27 protein-coding genes and 1 tRNA gene are annotated in these 22768 nt (G+C 65.1%); 18 read left to right on the forward strand and 10 right to left on the reverse strand.

Translation table 11 applies throughout. From position 1 onward, the window contains the following. Window positions 1-44: 44 nt before the first annotated feature. Window positions 45-488: a CopD family protein gene (locus D3876_RS05355; RefSeq protein ID WP_119760129.1), complete on the reverse strand. Its 444-nt coding sequence runs from the start codon at window positions 486-488 to the stop codon at window positions 45-47. Next, window positions 488-1528, reverse strand: a complete 1041-nt coding sequence (gene hemE / locus D3876_RS05360; protein WP_119760131.1) for a uroporphyrinogen decarboxylase — start codon at window positions 1526-1528, stop codon at window positions 488-490. The genes D3876_RS05355 and hemE overlap by 1 nt, the downstream gene beginning before the upstream one ends. Window positions 1529-1829: 301 nt before the next feature. On the opposite strand from hemE, the gene D3876_RS05365 reads away from it, so the two are divergent. From D3876_RS05365 to D3876_RS05415, 11 genes are all read left to right on the forward strand, one after another. Beyond that, window positions 1830-2654 (forward strand): pyruvate, water dikinase regulatory protein, encoded by an 825-nt coding sequence (locus tag D3876_RS05365; protein ID WP_119760133.1) that lies wholly within the window; start codon window positions 1830-1832, stop codon window positions 2652-2654. Then, window positions 2651-3247 carry a Maf family protein gene (locus D3876_RS05370; RefSeq protein ID WP_119760134.1) on the forward strand — a complete coding sequence of 199 codons (597 nt, stop codon included), beginning with the start codon at window positions 2651-2653 and terminating at the stop codon, window positions 3245-3247. The genes D3876_RS05365 and D3876_RS05370 overlap by 4 nt, the downstream gene beginning before the upstream one ends. Next, a complete protein-coding gene (locus tag D3876_RS05375) occupies window positions 3244-4056 on the forward strand; it encodes a shikimate dehydrogenase family protein (RefSeq protein WP_119760136.1) in 813 nt (270 codons plus the stop codon). Before D3876_RS05370 ends, D3876_RS05375 begins: the two co-directional genes overlap by 4 nt. Continuing rightward, window positions 4053-4649, forward strand: coding sequence for a dephospho-CoA kinase (gene coaE / locus D3876_RS05380; protein ID WP_119760138.1), 597 nt, complete (start codon window positions 4053-4055; stop codon window positions 4647-4649). The genes D3876_RS05375 and coaE overlap by 4 nt, the downstream gene beginning before the upstream one ends. Before the next feature lie 8 nt (window positions 4650-4657). Next, window positions 4658-5359, forward strand: a complete 702-nt coding sequence (gene dnaQ / locus D3876_RS05385; protein ID WP_119760139.1) for a DNA polymerase III subunit epsilon — start codon at window positions 4658-4660, stop codon at window positions 5357-5359. A gap of 53 nt (window positions 5360-5412) precedes the next feature. Next, a complete protein-coding gene (gene hpf, locus D3876_RS05390; RefSeq protein WP_119760141.1) occupies window positions 5413-6006 on the forward strand; it encodes a ribosome hibernation-promoting factor, HPF/YfiA family in 594 nt (197 codons plus the stop codon). 79 nt (window positions 6007-6085) lie between these two features. Further along, window positions 6086-6553 (forward strand): PTS sugar transporter subunit IIA, encoded by a 468-nt coding sequence (locus D3876_RS05395; protein WP_119760142.1) that lies wholly within the window; start codon window positions 6086-6088, stop codon window positions 6551-6553. Then, complete coding sequence (locus D3876_RS05400) at window positions 6543-7028, forward strand: PaaI family thioesterase (protein WP_238475251.1); 486 nt, start codon at window positions 6543-6545, stop codon at window positions 7026-7028. The genes D3876_RS05395 and D3876_RS05400 overlap by 11 nt, the downstream gene beginning before the upstream one ends. Beyond that, window positions 7025-7357: a DUF1491 family protein gene (locus D3876_RS05405; protein ID WP_420801936.1), complete on the forward strand. Its 333-nt coding sequence runs from the start codon at window positions 7025-7027 to the stop codon at window positions 7355-7357. Before D3876_RS05400 ends, D3876_RS05405 begins: the two co-directional genes overlap by 4 nt. Before the next feature lie 276 nt (window positions 7358-7633). Then, on the forward strand, window positions 7634-8176 hold the full coding sequence (locus tag D3876_RS05410) for a cell wall hydrolase (protein WP_238475252.1): 543 nt from the start codon (window positions 7634-7636) through the stop codon (window positions 8174-8176). 85 nt (window positions 8177-8261) lie between these two features. After that, entirely contained in the window at window positions 8262-8738 is a 477-nt protein-coding gene (locus tag D3876_RS05415; RefSeq protein WP_119761077.1) for an MmcB family DNA repair protein, read from the forward strand. 77 nt (window positions 8739-8815) lie between these two features. Here D3876_RS05415 and D3876_RS05420 read toward each other — a convergent pair whose 3' ends face one another. After that, window positions 8816-9424 carry an ankyrin repeat domain-containing protein gene (locus D3876_RS05420; protein WP_119760147.1) on the reverse strand — a complete coding sequence of 203 codons (609 nt, stop codon included), beginning with the start codon at window positions 9422-9424 and terminating at the stop codon, window positions 8816-8818. A gap of 45 nt (window positions 9425-9469) precedes the next feature. Here D3876_RS05420 and D3876_RS05425 point away from each other — a divergent pair, with 45 nt between their 5' ends. The 3 genes from D3876_RS05425 (at window position 9470) to D3876_RS05435 (ending at window position 11221) form a co-directional block, all read left to right on the forward strand. Continuing rightward, the gene (locus D3876_RS05425) at window positions 9470-10090 is read left to right on the forward strand and encodes an SCO family protein (RefSeq protein ID WP_119760149.1); all 621 of its coding nucleotides are present in this window, start codon (window positions 9470-9472) and stop codon (window positions 10088-10090) included. Then, window positions 10078-10521 (forward strand): YcgN family cysteine cluster protein, encoded by a 444-nt coding sequence (locus tag D3876_RS05430; protein ID WP_119760150.1) that lies wholly within the window; start codon window positions 10078-10080, stop codon window positions 10519-10521. The genes D3876_RS05425 and D3876_RS05430 overlap by 13 nt, the downstream gene beginning before the upstream one ends. Window positions 10522-10588: 67 nt before the next feature. Then, window positions 10589-11221: a M48 family metallopeptidase gene (locus tag D3876_RS05435; protein WP_119760152.1), complete on the forward strand. Its 633-nt coding sequence runs from the start codon at window positions 10589-10591 to the stop codon at window positions 11219-11221. On the opposite strand, the gene D3876_RS05440 is transcribed toward D3876_RS05435, so the two are convergent. Genes D3876_RS05440 through D3876_RS05460 form a run of 5 tightly spaced genes read right to left on the reverse strand, consistent with a single transcriptional unit; the run spans window position 11194 to window position 16674 of the window. After that, window positions 11194-13341, reverse strand: coding sequence for a transglycosylase domain-containing protein (locus D3876_RS05440; protein WP_119760153.1), 2148 nt, complete (start codon window positions 13339-13341; stop codon window positions 11194-11196). The two genes, D3876_RS05435 and D3876_RS05440, sit on opposite strands and share 28 nt — an antisense overlap. 59 nt (window positions 13342-13400) lie before the next feature. Next, window positions 13401-13805: a peptide-methionine (R)-S-oxide reductase MsrB gene (gene msrB / locus D3876_RS05445; protein ID WP_119760155.1), complete on the reverse strand. Its 405-nt coding sequence runs from the start codon at window positions 13803-13805 to the stop codon at window positions 13401-13403. 39 nt (window positions 13806-13844) lie between these two features. Then, on the reverse strand, window positions 13845-14936 hold the full coding sequence (locus D3876_RS05450; protein ID WP_119760156.1) for an NAD(P)/FAD-dependent oxidoreductase: 1092 nt from the start codon (window positions 14934-14936) through the stop codon (window positions 13845-13847). Then, entirely contained in the window at window positions 14915-15613 is a 699-nt protein-coding gene (locus D3876_RS05455) for a methyltransferase domain-containing protein (protein WP_119760158.1), read from the reverse strand. Before D3876_RS05455 ends, D3876_RS05450 begins: the two co-directional genes overlap by 22 nt. Next, window positions 15610-16674, reverse strand: a complete 1065-nt coding sequence (locus D3876_RS05460) for a type III polyketide synthase (RefSeq protein WP_238475253.1) — start codon at window positions 16672-16674, stop codon at window positions 15610-15612. The genes D3876_RS05455 and D3876_RS05460 overlap by 4 nt, the downstream gene beginning before the upstream one ends. 97 nt (window positions 16675-16771) lie before the next feature. Between D3876_RS05460 and D3876_RS05465 the strand changes: the two genes are divergently transcribed. From D3876_RS05465 to D3876_RS05480, 4 genes are all read left to right on the forward strand, one after another. Next, on the forward strand, window positions 16772-17302 hold the full coding sequence (locus D3876_RS05465) for a DUF4402 domain-containing protein (RefSeq protein ID WP_119760161.1): 531 nt from the start codon (window positions 16772-16774) through the stop codon (window positions 17300-17302). A 121-nt stretch (window positions 17303-17423) separates the two neighbouring features. Next, window positions 17424-17921, forward strand: a complete 498-nt coding sequence (locus tag D3876_RS05470) for a DUF4402 domain-containing protein (RefSeq protein WP_182911882.1) — start codon at window positions 17424-17426, stop codon at window positions 17919-17921. A gap of 196 nt (window positions 17922-18117) precedes the next feature. Continuing rightward, window positions 18118-18948 carry a fimbrial biogenesis chaperone gene (locus D3876_RS05475; protein WP_238475254.1) on the forward strand — a complete coding sequence of 277 codons (831 nt, stop codon included), beginning with the start codon at window positions 18118-18120 and terminating at the stop codon, window positions 18946-18948. Window positions 18949-18972: 24 nt separating this feature from the next. Next, window positions 18973-21660, forward strand: a complete 2688-nt coding sequence (locus D3876_RS05480; RefSeq protein WP_147417592.1) for an MSCRAMM family protein — start codon at window positions 18973-18975, stop codon at window positions 21658-21660. 43 nt (window positions 21661-21703) lie between these two features. Here the strand turns inward: D3876_RS05480 and D3876_RS05485 are convergent. Continuing rightward, window positions 21704-21790 (reverse strand) — tRNA-Leu (locus D3876_RS05485). A gap of 175 nt (window positions 21791-21965) precedes the next feature. Then, entirely contained in the window at window positions 21966-22727 is a 762-nt protein-coding gene (locus tag D3876_RS05490; RefSeq protein ID WP_119760166.1) for an MJ0042-type zinc finger domain-containing protein, read from the reverse strand. Window positions 22728-22768: the final 41 nt, after the last annotated feature.

Here is a 22768-nt window from a genome sequence, read left to right on the forward strand (position 1 = left end):
GTCAACCGGGTCGTTTACGCAGATTCGCCGCACAACCGCGTGATTTAGAAGGGTCTGACAACCGCCAGGATGACGATTGCGGCGGTGGCGACCCCGGGTACCTCATTGGCGAGCCTGAGCGCCTTGTCCGAAAGCCTGCGCTCGCCGCGCGCGAGTTTCCTGGCATAGCCCACCATCCAGCCATGATAACCGCTAAGCGCAAGCACGAGGAGCAGCTTGGCGTGGAACCAACCCTGTGAAAACGCGCCCGTGTTGACCGCCAGCACGAGCCCCAGAAGCCACACGACTGACATCGAAGGGGTGAGGATAATGCGGCGCAACCGCGTCTCGCGCTCGATCCATGCCTTGTCCTCGGCCGATCCGGGCGTCGTCTGCTGGTGATAGATGAAGAAGCGCGGCAACATGAACATGCCCGCCATCCAGAAGATGACGAAGATGATGTGCGCCGCCTTCACCCAAAGCCAGGTCGCCCCCAGAAATCCTTCCATCAGGCGCCGCCTCGAACCAGCGTCAGCAATTGCTCAACATGCGCGATCGGCGTGTCGGGCAGGATGCCATGGCCCAGATTGAAGATATGCGGTCGATCGCCGAAACTGCCAAGGATGCGGCTGACGGCGTCTTCGAGCGCGTCGCCACCCGCGATCAGAGCGAGCGGATCGAGATTCCCCTGAACCGGCATGGTTTCAGGTAGATAGGTGCCCGCCCATACGGGATCAACCGTCTCGTCCAGACCAATCGCGTCGATTCCCGTTTCGCGTGCATAGGCGATGAGCTTGCCGCCCGCGCCCTTCGGAAAGCCGATCACGGGGGTTTCGGGATGGCGAGCCTTGAGTGCAGCCACGATCCGGATGGTGGGCGCGATAACCCAGCGTTCGAACTGCGCGGGCGAAAGACTTCCCGACCAACTGTCGAAAAGCTGCACCGCATCGACTCCGGCCACGATCTGTCCCGACAGATAGTCGATCGTGGACTCGACGATCGCGTCGATGATCGCCTCGAAGGCTGCGGGATCGCGATAGGCATAGCGCCGCGTCTCACCCTGCTCGCGGCTGCCCTGCCCCGCCACCATATAGGTCGCAACGGTCCACGGGCTGCCCGCAAAACCGAGAAAGGTCGTCCGGGCGGGAAGATCGGCTCGGACGCGGCGCACAGTCTCATAAACGGGCGTAAGCCGCTCGGGCGCGCGCTGCAACGCGGCCAGCGCGTGATCGACGAGCGGTGGCGAGAGTCGCGGGCCTTCTCCGGCCTCAAAGCGCAGATCCTGACCCAGCGCGTGCGGAATCACGAGAATGTCCGAGAACAGGATCGCGCCATCGAAACCAAAGCGGCGGATCGGCTGGAGCGTAATCTCCGCGGCTGCCTCGCTATCGTTGACGAGCTCCAGGAATCCGCCCTTCTCCGCCCTGAGCGCACGATATTCGGGCAGGTAGCGGCCAGCCTGGCGCATGAGCCAGACAGGGGGCACGGCTTGGCGCTCGCCGCGGAGTACGGCGAGGAGCGGACGAAATTCAGACGCGGAATCGGACAGGACGGGTCCCCTCTACCTTCCAAGAGAGTCCTTCGAAGAAGGAATGTGGTAGTTGATGGTGGGTCGGATAGCGGGGCTTATCCTTGCTTGCCGGTTTTGCCAACAGCTTGACTCTCGAAGCACCAAGGACTCGTCGGGATTCGAATCCGTGATCCCCATTATCCACAGGGCTTATGTGAATCATGGACAATTGGGGAAAGGCTGTGGACGGAATCGCGGCGAGCGGGGAGGAATCATCCCCTGACGATGGTGACGCGGCTTTTGCTGGAAAAATCCCGAACTTATCCACAAAGATGCGCGCATGACCCGGCTCCACCTTCATCTCTTGTCCGATTCCACGGGCGAAACGCTTGAAAACATCGCAAAAGCGGCGCTTGCCCAGTATGATGGAGTGGAGACGATCAAGCATTTCTGGCCGATGGTGCGCTCCGAGGGACATCTTGACCGAATTCTGATCGACATCGCACAAAATCCCGGACTGGTGCTGTTCACGCTCGTCAATCACGATATCCGACGCAAGCTCGAGGGACGCTGTCGCGCATTGGGGCTTCCGATGGTCGCGGCGCTTGATCCCGTCACCGACGCGCTTTCCAACCTGCTTGGACAGGAAGCCAAGGCGCGTCCGGGACGACAACACACGCTGGACGCGGCCTATTTCGCGCGTGTCGACGCGATCCAATTCACCATCGCGCATGACGATGGCGTTAATCCGGATAACTGGGAGGAAGCCGATATCGTGCTCGCCGGCGTGTCGCGCTGTTCCAAGACGCCGACCTCGATCTATCTCGCCAATCGCGGCTACAAGACCGCCAATATCCCGATCGTCGTCGAATCGCCGCCCCCGCCGCAGCTCTATTCGCTCAGGCATCCCCTCGTCGTCGGGCTCACCACCAGCGCGGACCGGCTGATCCAGGTGCGCCGCAACCGCCTCCTCTCGCTCAATCAGGCGCCCGAGACCGATTATGTCGATCAGGAGGCGGTGACGCGCGAAGTCGCCTTTGCGCGGCGGATTTTCGCCGACAATGGCTGGCCCGTGATCGACGTCACGCGCCGTTCGATCGAGGAGACGGCCGCCGCGATCATCAACCTGGTCAACGAACGTAATGCGGGGACTCCGGCTATATGAATCTCATCCTTGCTTCGCAGAGCAGCACGCGTCGCGCGATGCTCGAAGCCGCGGGTGTCACATTCGACGCCATGACGCCGGGGGTCGATGAAGAAAGCGCAAAGGCGAGCTTGCGCGCGCAGGGTCTGAGTGCGCGCGATCTTGCGGATGCGCTCGCTGAGCTCAAGGCGCTCAGGCTGTCGCAGCGGATTCCGGGCGCGCTGGTTCTCGGCAGCGATCAGACGCTCGCGCTGGATGACGGCACGATGCTTGACAAGGCGGCCGACCGAGCGACCGCCGCCGAGCAGCTTGGTCAGCTCTCGGGCCGGACGCACAGTCTCTACAGCGCGGCGGTGATCGCAGAGAATGGCCGCGCGGTGTGGCGCCATGTCGACCGGGCCAGGCTGACGGTGCGGCCGTTGTCGGATGCCTTTATCGACGAATATCTCGATGCGGAATTCGCCTCGATCGCGGGGTCGGTCGGCTGTTACCGCGTCGAAGGACGCGGCGGCCAGCTCTTCTCGCGGATCGAGGGCAGCCATTTCACGATATTGGGACTGCCGCTATTGCCGTTGCTCGATTATCTGAGGACGCGAGGACTGCTGACGTCATGACCCTGCCTTATGCCGAGGTGATCGGCGATCCCGTTGCGCAATCCAAATCGCCGATCATCCACGGATTCTGGCTCGAAAAGCTCGGCCTCGACGGCGAGTATCACAAGACGCACGTTACCACCGAAGGGCTCGCCGATTTTTTCGCCAGCCGCAAGGACGATGCCAACTGGCGCGGCTGCAATGTCACCGCGCCGCACAAGCAGGCGGTGCTCGAGTTCGTCACCGATCGCGGCAGAGTCGGCGACAGCATCGGCGCGATGAACACGATCATTCGCGAGCCCGATGGGACGCTGATTGGCACCAACACCGATGCGGCGGGATTCTTCGGGCCGATCTCGGATCTCGATCTGATCGACAAGAAGGTCGTGGTGATCGGTGCGGGCGGCGCCGCACGCGCGGTGCTGTTCGCGCTTTCGCGTTGCGCGGTGGGCAACGTCACGGTCATGAACCGCAGACCGCTGCCTGCCGCCGCACTGCTCGCCAAGTTCGGACTAAAGGGCAACGTTGTGGGGCTTGATGCACCGCTGCCCCCCGCCGCGCTCATCGTCAACGCGAGCACATTGGGCATGGTGGGTGCGCCGCCCTTCGAACCCGATCTTTCGGCGCAGCGCGACGACTGCGTGGTCTATGATATCGTCTATTCACCGCTTCAAACGGGGCTGCTCGCTGCCGCCGAGGATCAGGGGCTGGAGACGATAGACGGGCTCGAGATGCTCGTCGGCCAGGCCGCGGTGGCCTTTGAGTTGTTCTTTGACGCAGAGCCGCCCCGCCAGCACGACGACGAATTGCGGGCGTTGCTGCTCAGATGATGGTGATAGGGCTCACCGGTTCGATCGGCATGGGCAAATCCGCGGTGGCCAGAATGTTTGCGGCCGAGGGCGTTCCGGTGTTCGATGCCGATGCTGCGGTTCACGGACTGCAGGGCCCCGGCGGGCGCCTGCTGGAGTCCATCGAGGCGCTGTTCCCGGGAAGTACCGGACCCGGCGGGATCGACCGCGCGGCGATTGGCCAGGCCGTGTTCGGCAATCCGGCGGCGCTCGCCGCGCTTGAGAGGATCGTCCACCCCGCAGTGGCGGAGGAACGTCGCGCGTTTCTGCGGCGCAATCGCGCGCGGCCGATGGTGGTGCTCGACATTCCGCTGCTCTTCGAAAAGGGTGGGGCCGGCCTGGTTGACCTTATCGTGGTGGCCTCCGCGCCGGGCTGGATGCAGCGCCGTCGGGTGCTCGCGCGGCCCGGCATGACCTTGGAGAAATTCCGCCGGATCGACAAATTGCAGACCCCCGATCACGTCAAGCGGCAGCGCGCCGACGTCATCGTCGACACGGGCGTTCAAAAGCATGAGACGCGTGCGCAGATTCGCCATCTGGTCACTTGCCTCCGCGCACAACTGCGCCGATACTAGTCCGCGAAATGCGCGAGATTATATTCGACACGGAAACGACCGGATTAAGCGCCCAGAATGGCGACAGGCTTGTCGAGATCGGGTGTGTGGAATTGATCAACCGGGTCGAAACGGGCCGCGTCTTCCATGCCTATTTCAATCCAGAGCGAAGCATGCCGAGCGAGGCGCAGGCGGTGCACGGCCTGTCCGACGCCTTTCTGTCGGACAAGCCGCTTTTTGCCGATCAAGTTGAGGGCTTGCTCGAATTCCTCGAGGACAGCCCGCTCGTTGCGCACAATGCGCAATTCGACTTTTCCTTTCTAAACCATGAACTTGGCCAGTGCGGTCGGCCGATCGTGCTGCCCACGCGCATGATCGACACGCTTGCGATAGCGCGCACCCGGCACCCGGGCGCCAAACACAGCCTTGATGCGCTGTGCACGCGCTACGGAATCGACCGCAGTCACCGCGTGCTCCATGGCGCATTGCTCGACGCGCAGCTTCTCTCGCAGCTCTATGTCGAGCTGACGGGTGGACGCCAGATCGGGCTGATGCTCGCTGCCGAGGAAAGCGTCACGGTCAGCGTCGAGTCGCGTACGACGATCATGGTGGCGCGAGTCGCGCGGCCCGCGCGGCCACATGCCGCCAGCGAGGAGGAGATTCGACGCCACACCGACTTCATCAACCGACTCACCGATCCACTCTGGTCCGAGGGGCTGGCTGCCGGTTGACGCCAGGGGTGCCGCATCCCAGATGCGGAGCGTACAGCAATGGAGAAATAGCGATGGACATCCGTGTTTCCGGACATCAGGTCGACACCGGCGATGCGCTCAAGGCGCATGTTTCGGAACGACTGAACGCCGTTGCGGACAAGTATTTCTCGCGCGCGCTGTCAGCGCAGGTCACCTTCGGCAAGGGGCCGCATGACTATGGTTTTCGCTGCGACATCGTCGCGCATGTCATGCAGGGCGTAATTTTGAAGGGCTCGGCCACCGGCCAGGATGCCCACCCGGCCTTTGAAGGCGCCGCCGATCGTATCGAAACCCAGCTTCGCCGCTACAAGCGCCGTCTCAAGGATCGCGCCGTCATGCAGCAGGCCGCGGCGAACGCGGACCTGATGACGCTCAATGGCGATGCCGGCTACACCGTCTTCGATGCCGTCGAGGGTGAAGAGGATATTGCCGAGAATCCGCTGATCATCGCGGAGACGCGTGTCGACGTGCCCGACGCCAGCGTTTCAGATGCCGTGATGATGCTCGACCTGCGAAACACCAACGCGCTGCTTTTCAAAAACAGTGGCACGGGCGCTTATAATATGGTCTACCGCCGCGATGATGGCACCATCGGCTGGGTAGAGCCGCAGCGCGCTGCTTCCTGAGATGGTTCGAGCGGGGCCTTAACAGACGGATCTATAAGGGGTCTACGGCGGACCAAATTCCGCCGTAGCGGGTTTTTATATGAGCGATTTCAGTGATATCCTTACGCCCGACGCGATTGTTGCCGGGCTGCCGGTCACGGCAAAGAAAGCCCTTTTCCAACAGCTCGCTACGATCGCCGAACGCGAAACGGGTATCGAATCGCGGCTCGTAATCGAGCGGCTGGGCGAGCGCGAACGGCTTGGCTCGACCGGATTCGGCGGCGGCGTCGCGATTCCCCATGGCAAGATCGAGGGGCTGGAACGGGTTGTCGGCGTGTTCGCGCGGCTCGTCGAACCCATAGACTTCCAGGCGATCGACGATATGCCCGTCGATATCGTCTTCATGCTGCTTTCGCCCCCCGATGCGGGCGCCGAGCACCTGAAGGCGCTCGCGCGCGTCAGCCGCGCGCTTCGGGATCGGCCTTTCCTGGCCAAGCTGCGCGGCGCGGGTTCGCAGGATGCGCTCTACGCGCTGCTCGCCACCGCCGAAGCGCGTGATGCGGCCTGAGGCCGAAGCAGGCGAGGCGATTTCGGGCGAGGCCGCCCATTTCCGCGCGCTGGAATCGCTCTATCGCAGCGCGCCGATCAACGGGCTGTTCGCCTCGTCGCTCGAGATTCCCGATGCAGGGACGGCGCGGATCCGCTTCGCCGTGGGCGAACAATATTATCACGCAGCGGGCGCCGTTCATGGCACCGCCTATTTCAAGATGCTCGACGACGCAGCCTTTTATGCGGCGAACAGTCTGGTCACCGACTATTTCCTGCTGACCACCGCATTCAACCTGCTCTTCACGCGGCCGATCAAATCGGGCCCGATCGTCGCCGAGGGGCGCTGGATCAGCGGCAAGCGCCGCGTCTATGTCGCCGATGCGCGGCTGATCGACGCGGAGGGCGAGGAAGTCGCCCGCGGCACGGGCACATTCATGCGGTCGCGCATCCCGCTCGCCTCGTTGCCCGGCTATGCCGGCACAACCACCGAGTGAGTTCGCGGCTTTCGAGCGACCTGATGGTGTCCGCGCTGATTCGCCGCGTCGAGGGCGCGGGCGGGCACGCCATGGTGCTTGCGCGCGGCGACCGCGGAGGCGGTGCGATTTTGATCGCCTGTGCCGAAAAGGGACGTGTCGAAAAGCTGCTCGAACGCACGCTCGATTTCGACGGCGGCTATGTATGGACCGCGTGCGGACCCGAGGCAGGCGAGGAATCCCAGAAATTTCAGGACTATCTGGATCGGCGTCGTGCGCGCGATCCCGATTTGTGGATTGTCGAACTGGATATCGCACAGGCCGAACGGTTCGCCGCTGAAACGATCTGACACGGTTGACACTGCTGCGCTGCAATAACAAATGGCATCCAGCACCAACGCGTCAGGCCGATTTCCAGGAAAAGAGGGGGAACACGGCAGCGCAGTCGGGGGGCGATCAGGGATGCCGCAGTATCTGGCATCCTGTGTTTCGATCAGCCAACCGCAATTTGATCTGAGTAAATGAGTCCAACCCTACGCGCCGCGTCTTTCGCGGCTGTGGCATTTTGCGTTTTTGCGGCGGCGGTTGAAGCTGCGCCGTCCATCGCTTCGGCAGCGGATGTATCCGTGCCGACGACTTCGGAGATCACGATCTCCGATCCCGCTATCATCAGCGCGCCTTCAACGGCGCAGGTTCCGGCCCTGACCGACGCTGCGGAGAAATCCGCGCCCGAGGCTGTCGAACCGAGCAGGAAATTCGCCTCGCTGCGCGACCTTGTCGACAATGTCGACACCGAAACCGCGCTGAATCGCGACGAAGAATGCCTTGCCGGCGCAATCTATTTCGAATCCAAGAGCGAATCGCTCGAAGGCCAGCACGCCGTGGCCGAGGTGATCATCAATCGCTCTGAATCGGGCCGTTTCCCCGGCTCGATCTGCGGTGTCGTCTATCAGCCGAGCCAGTTTTCCTTCGTCCGCGGCGGGCGGATGCCTGCGATCAACCGTGACAGCCGCGACTGGCACGAAGCCGTTGCGGTCGCGCGCGTCGCGATGGACGAGGCATGGGAAACGTCCGCTTCCGATGCGCTCTTCTTCCATGCAACGCGCGTTTCGCCGCGCTGGAAGCTGAAGCGCGTCGCCACGATCGGCAACCACGTCTTCTATCGCTGATCGTCGACTCATGAATTGAAAAGGGGCGTGGCACCGGATGCCGCGCCCCTTTTCATTTGTTCCTTATTCGTTCTATATCGGGGCGATGGACCGCATACCGATCTCGCCTGTAACCGCCATCGATATATGCCGTGGCGTCGCGCGGCTGTTCCTTCAGCACGATATGGTCGCGCTGGCCGAGGTGCCGCTGGGCAATGGACGCCGCGCCGATCTCATGGCGTTGGATTCGTCAGGGCGCGTGACGATCGTCGAGATCAAGGTCGCCCGCGGCGACCTTTTGGGTGATATGAAATGGCCCGAATATCTCGACTATTGCGACCGCTTCTTCTGGGCGGTGCCGCCCGGGTTCGACGCATCGCCGCTTGATACCGAATTTTTCCAGCCCGAGCGTACCGGCGTGATTGTCGCCGATCGCTATGCGGGCGCGATCCTGCGCGAGGCCCGCTCGACGGCGCTGGCAGGCGCGCGTCGCAAGGCCGAGACGCTGAGATTCGCGCGCCGCGCGGCGGCGCGGCTATTGGGAACGCTTGATCCCGATCTCGTGATTCCGGAAGGGGGCTGACCCGTCAGAGCCTGATCGATTGAGGTGGAAGCGCGACGCGCTTCCGCCGAGAGCGTGAATCAGGCTCTATTCAAGGTCTACGGCCCCATAACATTGGTTGGCTTGGCCTTGCCCCGGTCCTCGATCAGCTTGAGTACGACCGAGGCGCGGGGATCACGCTTGGCGTAATCGCGCGCTGACATGCCCGCGAGTGTGTCGGTGCGATCGGGATTGGCTCCTGCCTCCAGCAGAAGCCGGGTCATCCGGACGTCGCGGTTCTGGACTGCGCGGATCAGCGGAGTCTCGCCCTGCGCATTGGGGGCGTCGACACGCGCCCTGCGGCCGATCAACAGTTGCGCGCCCTCGACGAATCCGAGCTGCGCCGCGATCATCAGCGGGGTATTGCCCTGCCTGTCGGTCACGTCGGTCTTTGCGCCCTTGCTCAGCATCAGCGCCACCCAGCCCAGATCGCGCCTTTGTGTCACGATATGCAACGCCGTTTCACCCGTCGCTCGGTCCTTGGTGTCGACAATGGTAGAGCCTGGTTCGTTGAGAAACTCATGCGCCTTGGCGGCGTTGGCGTCGCGCACCGCCTTGAGGAAGCTGTAGCTGTCCGAAAACTGCGCATGCGCGATTCCCGGCAGCATCAGCGCGGCGGCGAGCGCGGGCAGGAGCGTCTTTGCGGCAGCACGTTTCGGAAATTGCATCGCGTTTGGATCCCTGTTGTCTTGCACTCGAGCGCATAGCAAAGCATGGCTGGCGCTGCCATGAACGAAATTCTTCGCGCCCTCGCGCCTTGCCTTGCACCGCTCCTGCTGCTCGCAGCCTGCGGATCGCAGCCCGCAGCCACCCCGCCCGGCGAAGCGCCGCTCGCCGGCGCAAGGATCGGCGGGCCCTTCAACCTTGTCGATCAGGACGGAAAATCGGTCAAAGACAGCGATTTTGCGGGCAAATACCGGCTGATGTATTTCGGCTATGCCTATTGCCCCGATGTCTGTCCGGTCGACGTGCAGAAACTGATGCAGGGGCTCAAGACCTTCGAAAAGACAAATCCGCAGGCGGCCGGCCGGCTGCAGCCGATCTTCATCAGCGTCGATCCCGAGCGGGACACGCCCGAGGTGCTCAAGCAGTTCGTCGGCAATTTCCACCCGCGGCTGATCGGGCTTACCGGCAGTCCGCAAGCGATTGCCGCGGTCGCCAAGGATTATGCGGTCTATTATCGTAAGGCGGGCGATCCCAAGGCGAGCGACTATCTTGTCGATCACAGCCGCCAGACCTATCTGATGGGACCTGACGGCAAGCCGATCGCGCTGGTGCCGCAGGATGGAACGCCGCAGGAAATTGCGGCGGTGCTCGCACAATGGGTCAGGTGAACAAGCCTTTCTGGGAAAGCAAGACGCTCGACGCGATGAGCCGCGCGGAGTGGGAAAGCCTCTGCGACGGCTGCGGCAAATGCTGCATCCACAAGCTCGAAGACGAAGAAACGGGCGAACTTCACCCCACCAATGTGGCGTGCAAGCTTCTCGACCGGCACAGCGGACAATGCACCAACTACAAGCATCGCCGCGCCTTCGTTCCCGAGTGTGTCAGGCTCACGCCCGCGCGATTGCGCGAGATCGACTGGCTTCCCGACACCTGCGCCTATCGCCTGCTCGACGAAGGCAAGCCGCTTCCCGAATGGCATCCGCTGATTACGGGCGATCCCGAAAGCGTCCACAAGGCGGGGATCTCGGTGCGCGGCTGGACCGTCTCCGAAACCGAAGCCGGCGAGCTGGAGCTCCATATTGTCGACCGGCCGCTCTGATCTGAGCTTTGGGCCGGAGGGGAGTGAGCGTCCTCTTATCGTTCGACGCAGCCGACAGGCGCGCCGCATGCGCCTCAGCGTCGATCCGCGCAACGGCGCGGTAACGCTCTCGCTTCCGTGGCGCGCCGCGCTTGGCGCGGCGCTGGAATGGGCCGACGGCCAGCGGCGCTGGGTGGACTCGGCGCTCGCCAACATTCCGCAGGCGCGCCCGATTTGCCCCGGCGGCACCTTCCCGTTCGAGGGCGAGGATCTTATCGTCGACTGGCGGCAGGGGTTGCCGCGTACAGTACGCCGCGAGCCCGGGCGACTGGTCTTCGGCGGCCCACGTGACGCGGTGGCATCACGCCTGATCGGCTGGGCGAAACGGGAAGCGTTGGCGACGCTGGAGCGCGAGACGCGTGAGATTGCGGCGCATGCGGGCGTGACCGTGGGTCGGGTCGGTGTGGGGGATCCCCGTGCGCGCTGGGGCAGTTGCGCGGCCAACGGCGATATCCGCTATAGCTGGCGGCTGATCATGGCGCCCGTCTTCGTTCGCCGTTCGACCGTGGCGCACGAGGTGGCGCACCGGGTCCATATGGACCACAGCCCCGCCTTCCACGCGCTCGCGGCAAGGCTTTATGGCGGCGATCCCGACGTGGCGCGCGCCTGGTTGCGCGCCCACGGGAGTGCGCTTCACTGGGTTGGCCGCGAAGGCTCCTGAGGTCGCGGTGTGGGTTGCGTCCGTTGACCCTGTGGCGGGGCGACGGGTTGGCGCGCGCCGTCCTGCGGGCGCGGAGCGGGCTGACGTTGCGGACGCTGCTCGCGTCCAAGCACATCGTCGAGCCATTGCTGGTCGAGTCTCGGCGGCGCGGTGACGTCCTCACCCTGCGGCTCCGCGCCGGGCTCGTCGGGGGCCAGCCCTTCTTCGGGCGGCGCGACCGGATTGCCGTTCTCGTCGACGAACATGCCCGGATCGGGCTCGCCATAATAGGCTTCCTCATCGGGCTCGAGCTGCCATTCGGGCAACGTCACCTCGGTCTCGAAATTCTCGACGGGTCGGCGTGCGGTTGCAACCTTCATGAAGCTCGCAAAAGCGCGCGCGGGAGCCGCGCCGCCCTGAAGCGATCCCACCGACCTGGCGTCGTCGCGCCCCATCCAGACACCCGTGGTCAGTCCGCTCGAAAAGCCGAGGAACCAACCATCCTTGTTGGAGCTGGTGGTACCCGTCTTGCCCGCGACGGGGCGTCCGATCTGCGCCGCCTTGCCGGTGCCGGCATTGACCGCGGTCTGAAGCAGATCGGTCATCTGCGCGGCGACCCACGGCGCCACCAGCACGCGCGATTCGTCGGTCTGGTGCTGGTACAGCAACTCGCCATTCTCGGTCGTTACCTTGGTGACGCCATAAGGCGTGACCGCTACGCCCTTGCGCGCAACCGCCGCATAGGCGCGCGTCATGTCGATCAGTCGAACGTCGCCCGTTCCAAGCACGATCGACGGGTGCGCGGTCAGCGGGGTGGTGATGCCAAAGCGCCGCGCCATGTCTGCGACCGAGGAAAAGCCCACCTCCTGACCGAGCTTTGCGGCCACCGTGTTGACCGAATAGGTGAAGGCCGTACGGATCGTCATTTCGCCCGAATAGCGGCGCGAACTGTTGCGCGGGCTCCAGCCGGCAATGCTGATCGGCTCGTCGACCACCGTGTCGTTCGGGGTGTGCCCCGCCTCGAGCGCGGCGAGATAGACGAACAGTTTGAATGCCGATCCCGGCTGGCGCTGCGCCTGCGTCGCGCGGTTGTAGATCGAGGAGACATAATCCTTGCCTCCGACCATCGCGCGGACGGCGCCGTCGCGGTCCAGCGATACCAGCGCGCCCTGCAGTCCGCTCGGGGTGTTGGCGCGGATCGACGCATCGGCAGCGCGCTGCATTCCGGGATCGAGCGTTGTCCACACATCGATCGGGCGCTCAGTTTCGTCGATCAGCGTCTCGAGCTGCGGCAGCGCCCAGTCGGTGAAATAGCGGACGCTGTTCTGGCGCGGCTCGGGCGCAAGCTTGACCGTCGACGGATCGGCCGCAGCCGCCTCGGCCGCGGTGATCGCGCCGGCATCTTTCATCACTTCGAGCACGACGCCCGCGCGGCTGATCGCGGCCTCTGCGTCTGCGGTGGGCGAATAGCGGGAGGGGGCCTTGACCAGGCCCGCGATGACCGCGGCCTCGGCCAATGAGAGCGTCCTGGCGTCATGGCCGAAGAATTTGCGGCTGGCGGCGTCGATGCCATAGGCGCCGCCGCCGAAATAGACCTTGTTGAGATAGAGTTCGAGTATCTCGTCCTTGGAGAATTTGCGCTCCATTGCGAGCGCGAGGATCATCTCGCGAAACTTGCGGCTGACCGTGTAGCTGTTGTTCAGGAAGACGTTGCGCGCGAGCTGCTGCGTGATCGTCGAGCCGCCTTCGGTGCGCCGGCCCGTGCCGCGATTTTGAAACGCGCGCCACTGGCCACGCACGATGCCGATGGGATCGACCCCGGGATGGTAGCGAAAGCGCCGGTCCTCGACCGCCACCATCGCATCGATCATCGGCTTCGGGATCTCCTCATAGTCGAGCCACTCCCCATAGCTCGGCCCGAGCGAGACGAGGATCGAGCCGTCGGCCGCGCGCACCTGGATCATCTGGCCATTGGGATCGCGCTTCAGTTCGCCGAAGCTCGGGATGCTCGACATGGCGATGGCGACCGCAACGACGAGCGCGATCAGCGCGGCAATGCCGACGAAAAACCCGACCTTCACGATCCTGAACAGGACTCGTTTGGTGGAGCGTGGTGATTTTTTGGAGGATGCAGCGGCCATTGGTCGGGCGATGATGTACGATCAATCGCAGCGTGTGCCAAGCAGGACTTGGCAGCGCGTCAATCGGCGTCGACGCGCGCGTCGAAATCGAGCGCCGTGCTGTTCATGCAATACCGCAGACCCGCCGGGCCGGGCCCGTCGGGAAAGAGGTGCCCCAAATGCCCGTCACAGCGCGCGCAACGCACCTCGACGCGACGCATCCCATGGCTGGCGTCGGCATGTTCGGTGACCGCATCGATGCTCGCAGGCGCGATGAAGCTCGGCCAGCCCGAGCCCGAATCATATTTCTCGTCGGACCGGAACAGTTCGGCGCCGCAGCCGGCGCAGCGATAGAGGCCCGATACCTTGTTGTCGGTGTAGATTCCCGTGAAGGCGCGTTCGGTCCCTGCTTCGCGCAGCACATGATATTGTTCGGGGGTCAGGCGCTTGCGCCATTCTTCTTCGGAAAGATCGAGCCGGTCCATATCCGAAATCTGTGCTCAGGCGGCGATTCGGTCAATGGTTCAAAGCGCGATCCGGGTAAGTTGCGCGATTGCTGCGCCGAGCGTCGGGAAGGCGGCGAGCAGCCTTGGGGCAGCGAGCCTGCCACGGCGCGTTGCTGCCAGCGCCCCCAACGCGCCAGCGGACATCATGGGAATGCGAGTCCGTTGTGCCAGCGCAGCCTGAAAGGCCTTGGCGGCCCCACGACCCCCCGCCAGATGATATCGTGCCGCCATGACGCCGCTTGCCAGCGCGATACCCATCCCCTCGCCCGCCAGCGATGGAATCACCGCAGCCTGATCGCCCAGCCGGAACAGTCCCGCCTCGCTGGTCCGCACGCGCCAGCCATAGGGCACCGCGCCGATCGCGTCGATGGAACCAGCGATATCGCCGAGCGCGAGCCGTTCGCTCAGCGCGCGCGACTCATCGCCCAGCTCGGCAAGCAGCCTGCGCGGGTCGCCGCCCGCCTCGGCCAGCCGCGCTTTCCCGACCGCCATGCACAGATTGCCCGACCCGTCCTCCTGCAGCAGCAGCCCGGCATAGCCGCCGCGAAACAGATGGAGCTCGATCGCAGCGCCCAGCATCTTGGTCAGCGCCGGCGATGCCGGCAGCCTGATCCTGAGCCCTAGCATCGGGTCGCCATGGCCATGCGGACGCGCGAGACCGCGGCAATCGTGCTTGCCGGTGGCGAGAAACAGGGTTTCGCAAGCGATCACAGCGCTGTCGGCCAGAATGGCGCGTCCCCGCTCGGCGCGTCGTGCTGCCACGCCGCGCTCGACGCACGCACCCTGCGCCACGGCGCGCGCGAGCAGCAGCGTATCGAGTTTGCGCCGCGACACGCCCACTGCCCTCCCCGGTAGGGGGACTTCGCCCCGCTTGGTCCCCGCGAAAATCCGCACCCGTTCGATCGCATGGCCTCCAAGAGCGTCGCGCGACACGCCAAGCGTTTCGAGCCTGTCGATAGAGCGCCAGCTCAGAAAGCCGCCGCACAGCGCGTCGCCTGTCTCCCGGGCGCGCTCGATGAGTAGCGGAGCCGCGCCGTGCCGCGCGAGCGTGATCGCGGCCGCAGCGCCCGCGGGCCCGCCGCCCAGAATCAGCGTATTTGTTCTGCGCATAGCCTGAAGGGAAAGGCGCGAAAGACGCGCGCGGCGTCGGGTGCGATTCCCGCCTCGTGAAGGATCGGGGGCCATTCGTGCGGGCGATAGGCGCGCGCGATCGACAGCGCGCCGTCGTGGCGCACGATGGGATGCCAGCGCATCAGCGCGGCGAGCGCCGGGAAGCCGAGCGCGGCAAGACGGTGGCGATGAAGGTCGTTGACCAGCCATCCGATGCGCGCTTCGCGCGTCATGAAACGCAGAAACGCCACGAGCTGGCCATGCGTCATATGGTGCGCGACGAGGCTGGACACGATGATGTCGAATCCCCCCCCCGCCAGATCGGCATAGTCGCCCGTGCGCCAGTCGATCCGCATGTCGGGCGGCGTATGCGCGCGCGCCGAGGGCGCGCTGTGCGGATTGAGGTCGATACCGACGAGATCCGCCGTCAGATCGCGCCGATTCGCCCAGCGCGCAATGCTTCGCAGCATGTCGCCGTCGCCAAAGCCGACGTCGAGCAGCTTGAAGCTTCGCCGTCCCGTCAGCGCGCGTTCGAGAAAGGCGAGCGTCGGGCGTCGCGCCAGCGTCAGGCTGTTCACCTGCGCAAGATCGCCGAGCACTGCAGTATAGGTGCCAGGCGCGAGATCGGGGGCGTCCATCAGCTCGTCCTCGAGCGCGCGAGTCGCGAGGCTCCTCATGCGACGGGCCCGAAGCGCAATCCCTCGGCGGCGAGGCCAGGGCCGAAGGCGAGCGCGACGCCGGGGCCCGTAATGCCGTGTTCGAGCATGCGCGCCAGCACGAACATCAGCGTTGCCGAAGACATGTTGCCGCACGCGCGCAGCACCGCGCGCGAATCCTCAAGGCTGTGCGGCGCGAGCCCCAGCCCGTGTTCGACCGCATCGAGAATCGAGCGCCCCCCGGCATGTACCGCCCAATGCGCGACCGTCTCCACGCCCGTGCCCCCGGTGAGCGCCGCGCGCATATCCGGATCGCCCAGCGCGGCGCCGATTCGGCCCGGCACCTCACCCGACAGATGCATCAGGAAGCCTTGATCGCCGATCGTCCATCCGATCAGTTGGGCCGAATCGGGAAGCGTCTGGGCAAAGCCGTCGCCGAGCACAAAGCCGCGAGGATCGGCACTCACAAGCGCCGCGGAGGCGCCATCGCCGAACTGCAGCATCGCGAGCAGCGGCTCGATCCGGTCTTCGGCGGCAAGATGCAGCGTCGAAAGCTCCACCGTGACGACGAGCACCCGCGCTCGGCGGTCGGAGCGAACGATGTGGCGCGCGCTGCGAAGCGCGGTGACCGCGGCATAGCAGCCCATGAATCCGATCAGCAGCCGCTCGACCGAGGGAGAAAGCCCGATCCGCGCGGCGATGATCTGGTCGACGCCGGGCGCAACGAAGCCCGTGCAAGACGCGACGATGAGGTGCGATATCGTCGCGGGATCGAAATCGAGTCTTGAAATCGCGTCGAGCGCGAGCGCGGGCGCAGCCTCCGCATAGAGCTGCATTCGCGACGATGTGGTGGGCTGTGCGCCATTTTCGTAGAAGCCGCCGGCGCCGACGGGCGAGCGCGCATGAACCGACCAGCGATGCGCGATGTCCGATCGTTCGACCATCCGGCGGAACAGCTTGCGCTCGCGCGGCGGCAGCCGCGGCTCTGCCCAGTCGACGAAAGCCTGGTGGATATCGCGGCCCGGCACGGCGGTGGCGATCGCGTTGACGCAGGCGGCGGGCGGGGCGGCATCGATCAGCAAACGGATCGCTCTCCTCATCCACGTCCGATCGGGCGGCGTTTTCGCGCGAAGACGTGGTTAACGATATGTTGAACGGTCATATCGTACATGCCGCTTTATGAAGCATTGCTGGACATATGCCAGCCCCGGCGCTGCGCTCGCGTTGCTGCTTGCCGCAGCCACGCCGCCGGTCGCCCGCGCGCAGTGCCAGCTCTGCGCGCCCGCGGATGCGCGCAGCACCGCGGAACCCGCGCGCCCGCTCACCATAGATGTCGAAACGGGGATCGATTTCAGCCGCGTCGCGATTATGTCGGCGGCGGGCGGCATGGTCGAGGTCGATGCCACGAGCGGTCAGCGTCGCGTGAGCGGGGGACTGGTCGATCTCGGCGGGCTCGGACTCAGCGGCACGGTGCGCCTTACGGGCGAGCCAGGCCGCAGCGTGCGCATCAGTCTGCCCAATCGCGTGCGGCTGGTTACACCGGAAGGCGGGACTGCCGAGTTGAGCGAGATCGTAACCGATCTGCCTCCGACGCCGCGGCTCGGTCCCGACGGTCGCCTGCGCTTCGCCTTTGGCGGGCGACTTTCGGTCGATGGCCGCGCGACGGGCAATTTCCGCGGACGCATCGCGATCGTCGCGGACTACGAATAGTCCATCCCCAAAGCTCTTGTTAACCATAACCGTAGCAACTTCCTGAACCTTGATCGTCTAGAGCAGGGGATGCGGGCCGTGGGGAATTGGCCCGAAAGCTAATTCGATGGGGACCAGACATATGAAGATTCAGCTCGCCAAGGCCGCATTGTGCGGCTCGATGCTTATCGCCGCCAGCTTTGGCGCGAACAGCGCGCATGCCGCCACCGCCAATGCCGACGCCAAGGCACGCATCATCACCCAGGTCAGCGTCGCGAAGGTCGCGGGCCAGGATCTCGATTTCGGTGCGATCGTGCCGGGCGCATCCAGCGGCACCGTTACGATCGCGTCCACTGGCGTCCGCACCTGTGCTGCCGCGCTCACCTGCTCGGGGACGACCAGCGCGGCGGGCTTTAGCATTTCGGGCGCGTCGGGTGAAACCGTCCTGATTTCTTCGGCGCCCAGCGTGACGCTCACCGGCGGCGCGGGCAGCATGACCGCGACGCTCAGCCCAAGCATCAGCACGCTGGTCCTTGACGGTACCGACGGTTTCACCGTTGGAGGCGTGCTCACCGTGCCGAGCAGCGTCGCCGCGGGCAGCTATTCGGGCCAGTTCAACGTCACGGTGAACTACCAGTAAGCCGCTCGGCTGAACGATTGGACTAGCGGAGGCGGTTGACCGCCTCCCGCGCACAGGGCTCGCCGGCAATGGTGTCGGCGGGCCCTTTACGTGCGTCATGGCGTCATGATTAGCAAAAAATAAACCATGTTCGGTCAATCTGTCTGACGGGGATGCCGGTGCTGGGGAGCAGCGGCAAAATGACCGGAGACCAGACATGTTCACGGCTTCATGCCGCTCGTCGCGCATTGTCGCGGCGTTTTCCGCTTTCATGCTCTTCATGGGCGGCCCGTCCGCAGCCATCGCCGCGGGCGACCTGCTCGTCGCGCCGACGCGCGTCGTTCTCGATGGACCGCGCGGCACAGAGGTGATCCTCAACAATATCGGATCCGCGCCCGCCACCTACCGGATCTCGCTCGAGCTGCGTCGCATGAAGTCGGATGGCTCGCTCGAAGACATCGCGCCCGAAAGCGCCAATGTCGCAGAGGCGGCGGCGCTCCAGATGATCTCCTATGCGCCCCGCCGGATCACGTTGCCGCCCAACCAGCCCCAGGCGATCCGCATCGGAGTGCGTGCGCCCCAAGCGTTGCCAGACGGTGAATATCGCGCGCACATGCTGTTCCGCGCGATACCCGAGGCCACCCCGGTCACCGAGCAGGCGCCGCCGGGCAACGGCCTCTCGATCGCGATTACCCCTATCTACGGCGTTACCATCCCGATCATCGTGCGCCGCGGTGCGCTGGCCGCAACCGCCGCGATTTCAGACGCGCATCTGACGACGGCGGAGGGTCGCGCCGCACTTGTCTTCACGCTGGCGCGGAGTGGCACCCGCTCGGTTTATGGCGAGGTGCGTGTGCTCAAGCCCGGGATCGACAAGCCCGTGGTGGTTGCGCGCGGCATTGCGGTCTATCCCGAGCGCAACGAGCGCGCGGTCACGCTGCCGCTGCCAGAGGGCACCGAACTGCGCGGGTCCGCCACCATCCAATATTTCGAGGATAGTGAATCGGGCGGGCGACTGATCACAGAAGCGCGCGTGGAACTGCGCTAAACGCGCCCCGCGCCCGAGCGCGCCATGCGTTCGTATCCGCCCTCCTTGTTCAAGCGGCTTGCCGCCTGGGGTGCCGCAATCTGTGCGGCGCTGCTGACCCCGTCGGCATATGCGCAGGCGGCATGGGCGCCCAATGACGATGATGCGCTGCTGCTCGACCTGCGCCTTGGGCGGCTAAGCCTGGGCGACGGTGTCCGCGGTTATCGCACGCCCGAGGGCGTCTGCGTCGATCTGGCTGATGTCATCCTTGCGCTCGATCTTCCCATGCGCCTCGACAAGCCCGCGCGCCGCGCTTCGGGCTGGGCTTTCGACGAGCGCAACCAGATTACCGTCGATCGCGCACAGAATTCCGTGCAGATCGGCGCAAATGTCGAAAAGCTCGATGAAGCGGCGATCCGCGACGTCCCCGATGGCTGGTGCATAGCGGTCAAACCGCTGTCGCGCTGGATTGGCGTCGAATTCATCCCCGATCTCGGCAATGCCCTGTTGCTCGTCAAATCGACCGCCAGACTGCCCGTCGAGCTTGCCGCCGAGCGCCGTGCGCGCGCGGCCGCTATCCCGCCACAGCGTGGATTTGATCTCAAGGCTATGCCGAAGGCCGACGCGCCCTTCCGGTTATGGCGAACACCCTCGGTCGATGTCGTCGCGACACTTGCCGCCATCGAGGACAAGCGTACCGGCAGCCGTTTCGATGCGACTTATGAGCTCTATGTTGCGGGCGAGGTCGGCAAGGCGTCGTTCGATGCACGGCTGGCTTCGGACCAGAACGGCGTCCCCGCCAATCTGAGGCTGCGCGCCTATCGTACCGATCCCGACGGAGGGCTGCTCGGCGCGCTTGGAGCGACGCATTTCGCGCTGGGCGACGTCGCTGGACTGTCGACGCCGCTGGTTGCGCAGAGTGCGGTGGGGCGCGGTGCGGTGGTCACCAATCGCCCCATCGACCGTCCCGACAGCTTCGATCGGACCGATTTTCACGGTGAGCTTCCCATGGGCTGGGATGCCGAGCTGTACCGCAATGGCCAGCTCCTCGCCTTTGCCAATGACCGGGCCGACGGCCGCTACGCCTTTCTGAGCGTGCCGCTGCTCTACGGACAGAACCGCTTCGAGGTCGTGCTCTATGGCCCACAGGGACAGGTGCGTCGCGAGGAGCGGCTGGTCGCGGTGGGCGTCGACAGCATTCCCCCGCGCGAGACCTGGTACTGGGCGGGGATCAACGAGGCGAATACCGATCTGATCATGCTCAAGGACTATCGCGATCCGCGCAACCGCGGCTGGCGCGGCAGTGTTGGGCTCGAACGCGGGATCGATACCTATACCTCGACGGGCGCGCAGCTCCACAGCCTCGTTCTTGAGGATGTTCGCCATAATTACGCTGAAGCATTCGTACGTCGTGCGATCGGACCGGCGCTCGTTGAAGTCTCGGGCGCCTATGAGGACACAGGCGGCTACGCGCTGCGCGCACAGATGCTCGGCCAGTTTGGCCGCAGCTATCTCACCGTCGAATCGGTGCTGGCGCATGACTATCGATCGGACCGAATCGAGCCTGGCGTGACGGGCTGGCACGGCATTGCGCTCGATCACAGCCTCAATGTCGGGCGAACTATTCTCCCAGTCCATCTCGAGGCACGATACGAGACGCGTGCGCGCAGCATAGACACGCTCGAGCTCGCCGCGCGCGCATCGGCCAATGTCAGCGGTCTCGTGCTGACCGGACAGCTCGACTATCGCGCCGACATGGTCCCGACAGGGCCCGATCCTCCGGCCCGGATCGAAGCCTCGCTGCTCGCCAATGCACGGCTCGGGCGCGTCCGTCTTCGGGGCGAGACGCGCTTTCGTCTGTCCAGGGGCGCCGGCCTCGAAACCGCGACCGTGGTTGGCGAATGGGCGGCGGGCGAGCGCGCCGACTGGCGCGCCGAACTCGGTTATGATCGCAGCTATGACCGTGCGCGGCTGGGCTTCGGCTATAGCCGCCGCTTCGATCGTTTCGCGGTGACCGCCTCGGTCGAGGGCGCGAGCGACGGTTCGGTCGCGGCGGGGTTCAATCTCGCCTTTGCGTTCGGCCCCGATCCGCGCGGCCGTGGGATACGGATGTCCGCAACCAAGCTCGCAAGCCATGGACAGGTTTTTGCGCGCGTCTGGCGCGACAGCAACAATGACGGGGTGCGTCAGCGGAGTGAACCGCTGGAGCGCGAGGTGCAGCTCGCGGCCGGTCAGATCGCGGTAGAACGGCTGACCGATTCGCAGGGCAGCACGGTGATCGACGGGCTCGTACCCTTTCGTCCCGTGCTGATCGGGATAGACGCGGCCTCGCTGCCCGATCCCCTCGTACAGCCCGCGAGCCCCGGCGTGGTGGTTACCCCGCGCCCCGGCATCGCGATTGCTATCGAACTGCCGCTCTCCAGCGCGGGAGAGATCCACGGCACGCTGGTGCGCGGCGGCGGCGGCGCTATCGAGGGTGTCGATCTCGAGCTGGTCGATGACGAGGGTCGAGTGCTCCGCGTCACGCGCACCGAGTTTGACGGCTATTTCCTGTTCGAGGGCGTCCCCTATGGCCGATATGCCATCCGCATCGCACAGATTTCGGCGGATGCAGCGCGGTTGCGCGCGGCGCTGGGGCTGAGCGTCGTCGTGGGTGAGGCGCGCCCGAGCGTCGCGCTCGGCACCATCGCCGCTGAAGCGAGCGCGTCACGAAGCGCCGAGGCGCTTCGATGAAGTCGTCTGGGACGACTTCGATCACGAAGGACTTCAGGAAAGTTGGTGCGGTCGAGAAGACTCGAACTTCCACGGGCTTTCGCCCACAACGACCTCAACGTTGCGCGTCTACCAGTTCCGCCACGACCGCACTGAATCTTGTCCGCCGGATCGACCGGCGGCTGGTAAGGCGCGTGCCTCTAGCAAAGCCAAACCCGCTTGGGAAGCCCCAAGCGCGCGAAAGCGTGAAAGCAGAGACGTTTCACGTGCGAAAGCCCGATTTTTTGCGCGTTTGGCGGCGTGACGCGGGGCGTTACCGGCAATGGCTAATTGAGCGCCGCGCCCGAAAAACTCAGATTCAGCTCCTTGGCGCTCTTCGGCACGTCCATCTCGGCGCTGTCGAATTCGGCCGCACCCTGCGGCGGCAGCTTGCGCACCGGCGGGATGATCCGCCAGCCATAGACGACGCGGCCCGAGGAATCGCGCAGTTCGGCGAGGATGTCTGGCACCGACTGCGCCTTGTCGGTCGGATTGATGATCCGGCCCGATACCGTGAACAGCTCGTTCCCGCTCGGCTGGGTATAGCGCTCGGGCTTGCGTGCGATGTCGATCTTGAGCGGCACGTCGACCTGCTCGGGCTGGAGGCCCAGCCAGGCCGCGAGACCGGGCGTGCCGAAATACTGGATCGCGCCCAGGGCCGCGACCATCACCAGCGCAGCCCCGGCCGCCGCGATCGTCCAGCGCCGCGCGGGGTTGCGGCGCGGGCGGAAGGGGGGCGCATGCGCATAGGGGTCATAATCCGCATCGACGGGTTCGGCCGCCGATGGCTCGACAAAGCTCGACGGGGGTGCCGCCGCAACCATCGGCTCGGGCGCCGGTGGTGGAGGTGGTGGCGTTTCTATAACGGGCCGGGGCGCAGGTTCGGCTGGCGGCGGTGGCGCGACGGCCTGTGCCGTCACGGCGGCAACGGCAGATGCTTCGAACCAGCTATGTTTGCACGATGCGCAACGCACCGTGCGTCCCGCCGCCCCGATCGCGGTGTCGGGGACCAGATATCGCGTCCGGCATTCGGGGCAGGTCAGGATCATCTGGTCTCGGGAAATCCGTTATTTGCGCTGCTTCTCGTCCG

The sequence above is a fragment of the Sphingomonas cavernae genome, assembly GCF_003590775.1.
Classification (GTDB): Bacteria; Pseudomonadota; Alphaproteobacteria; order Sphingomonadales; family Sphingomonadaceae; genus Sphingobium_A; species Sphingobium_A cavernae.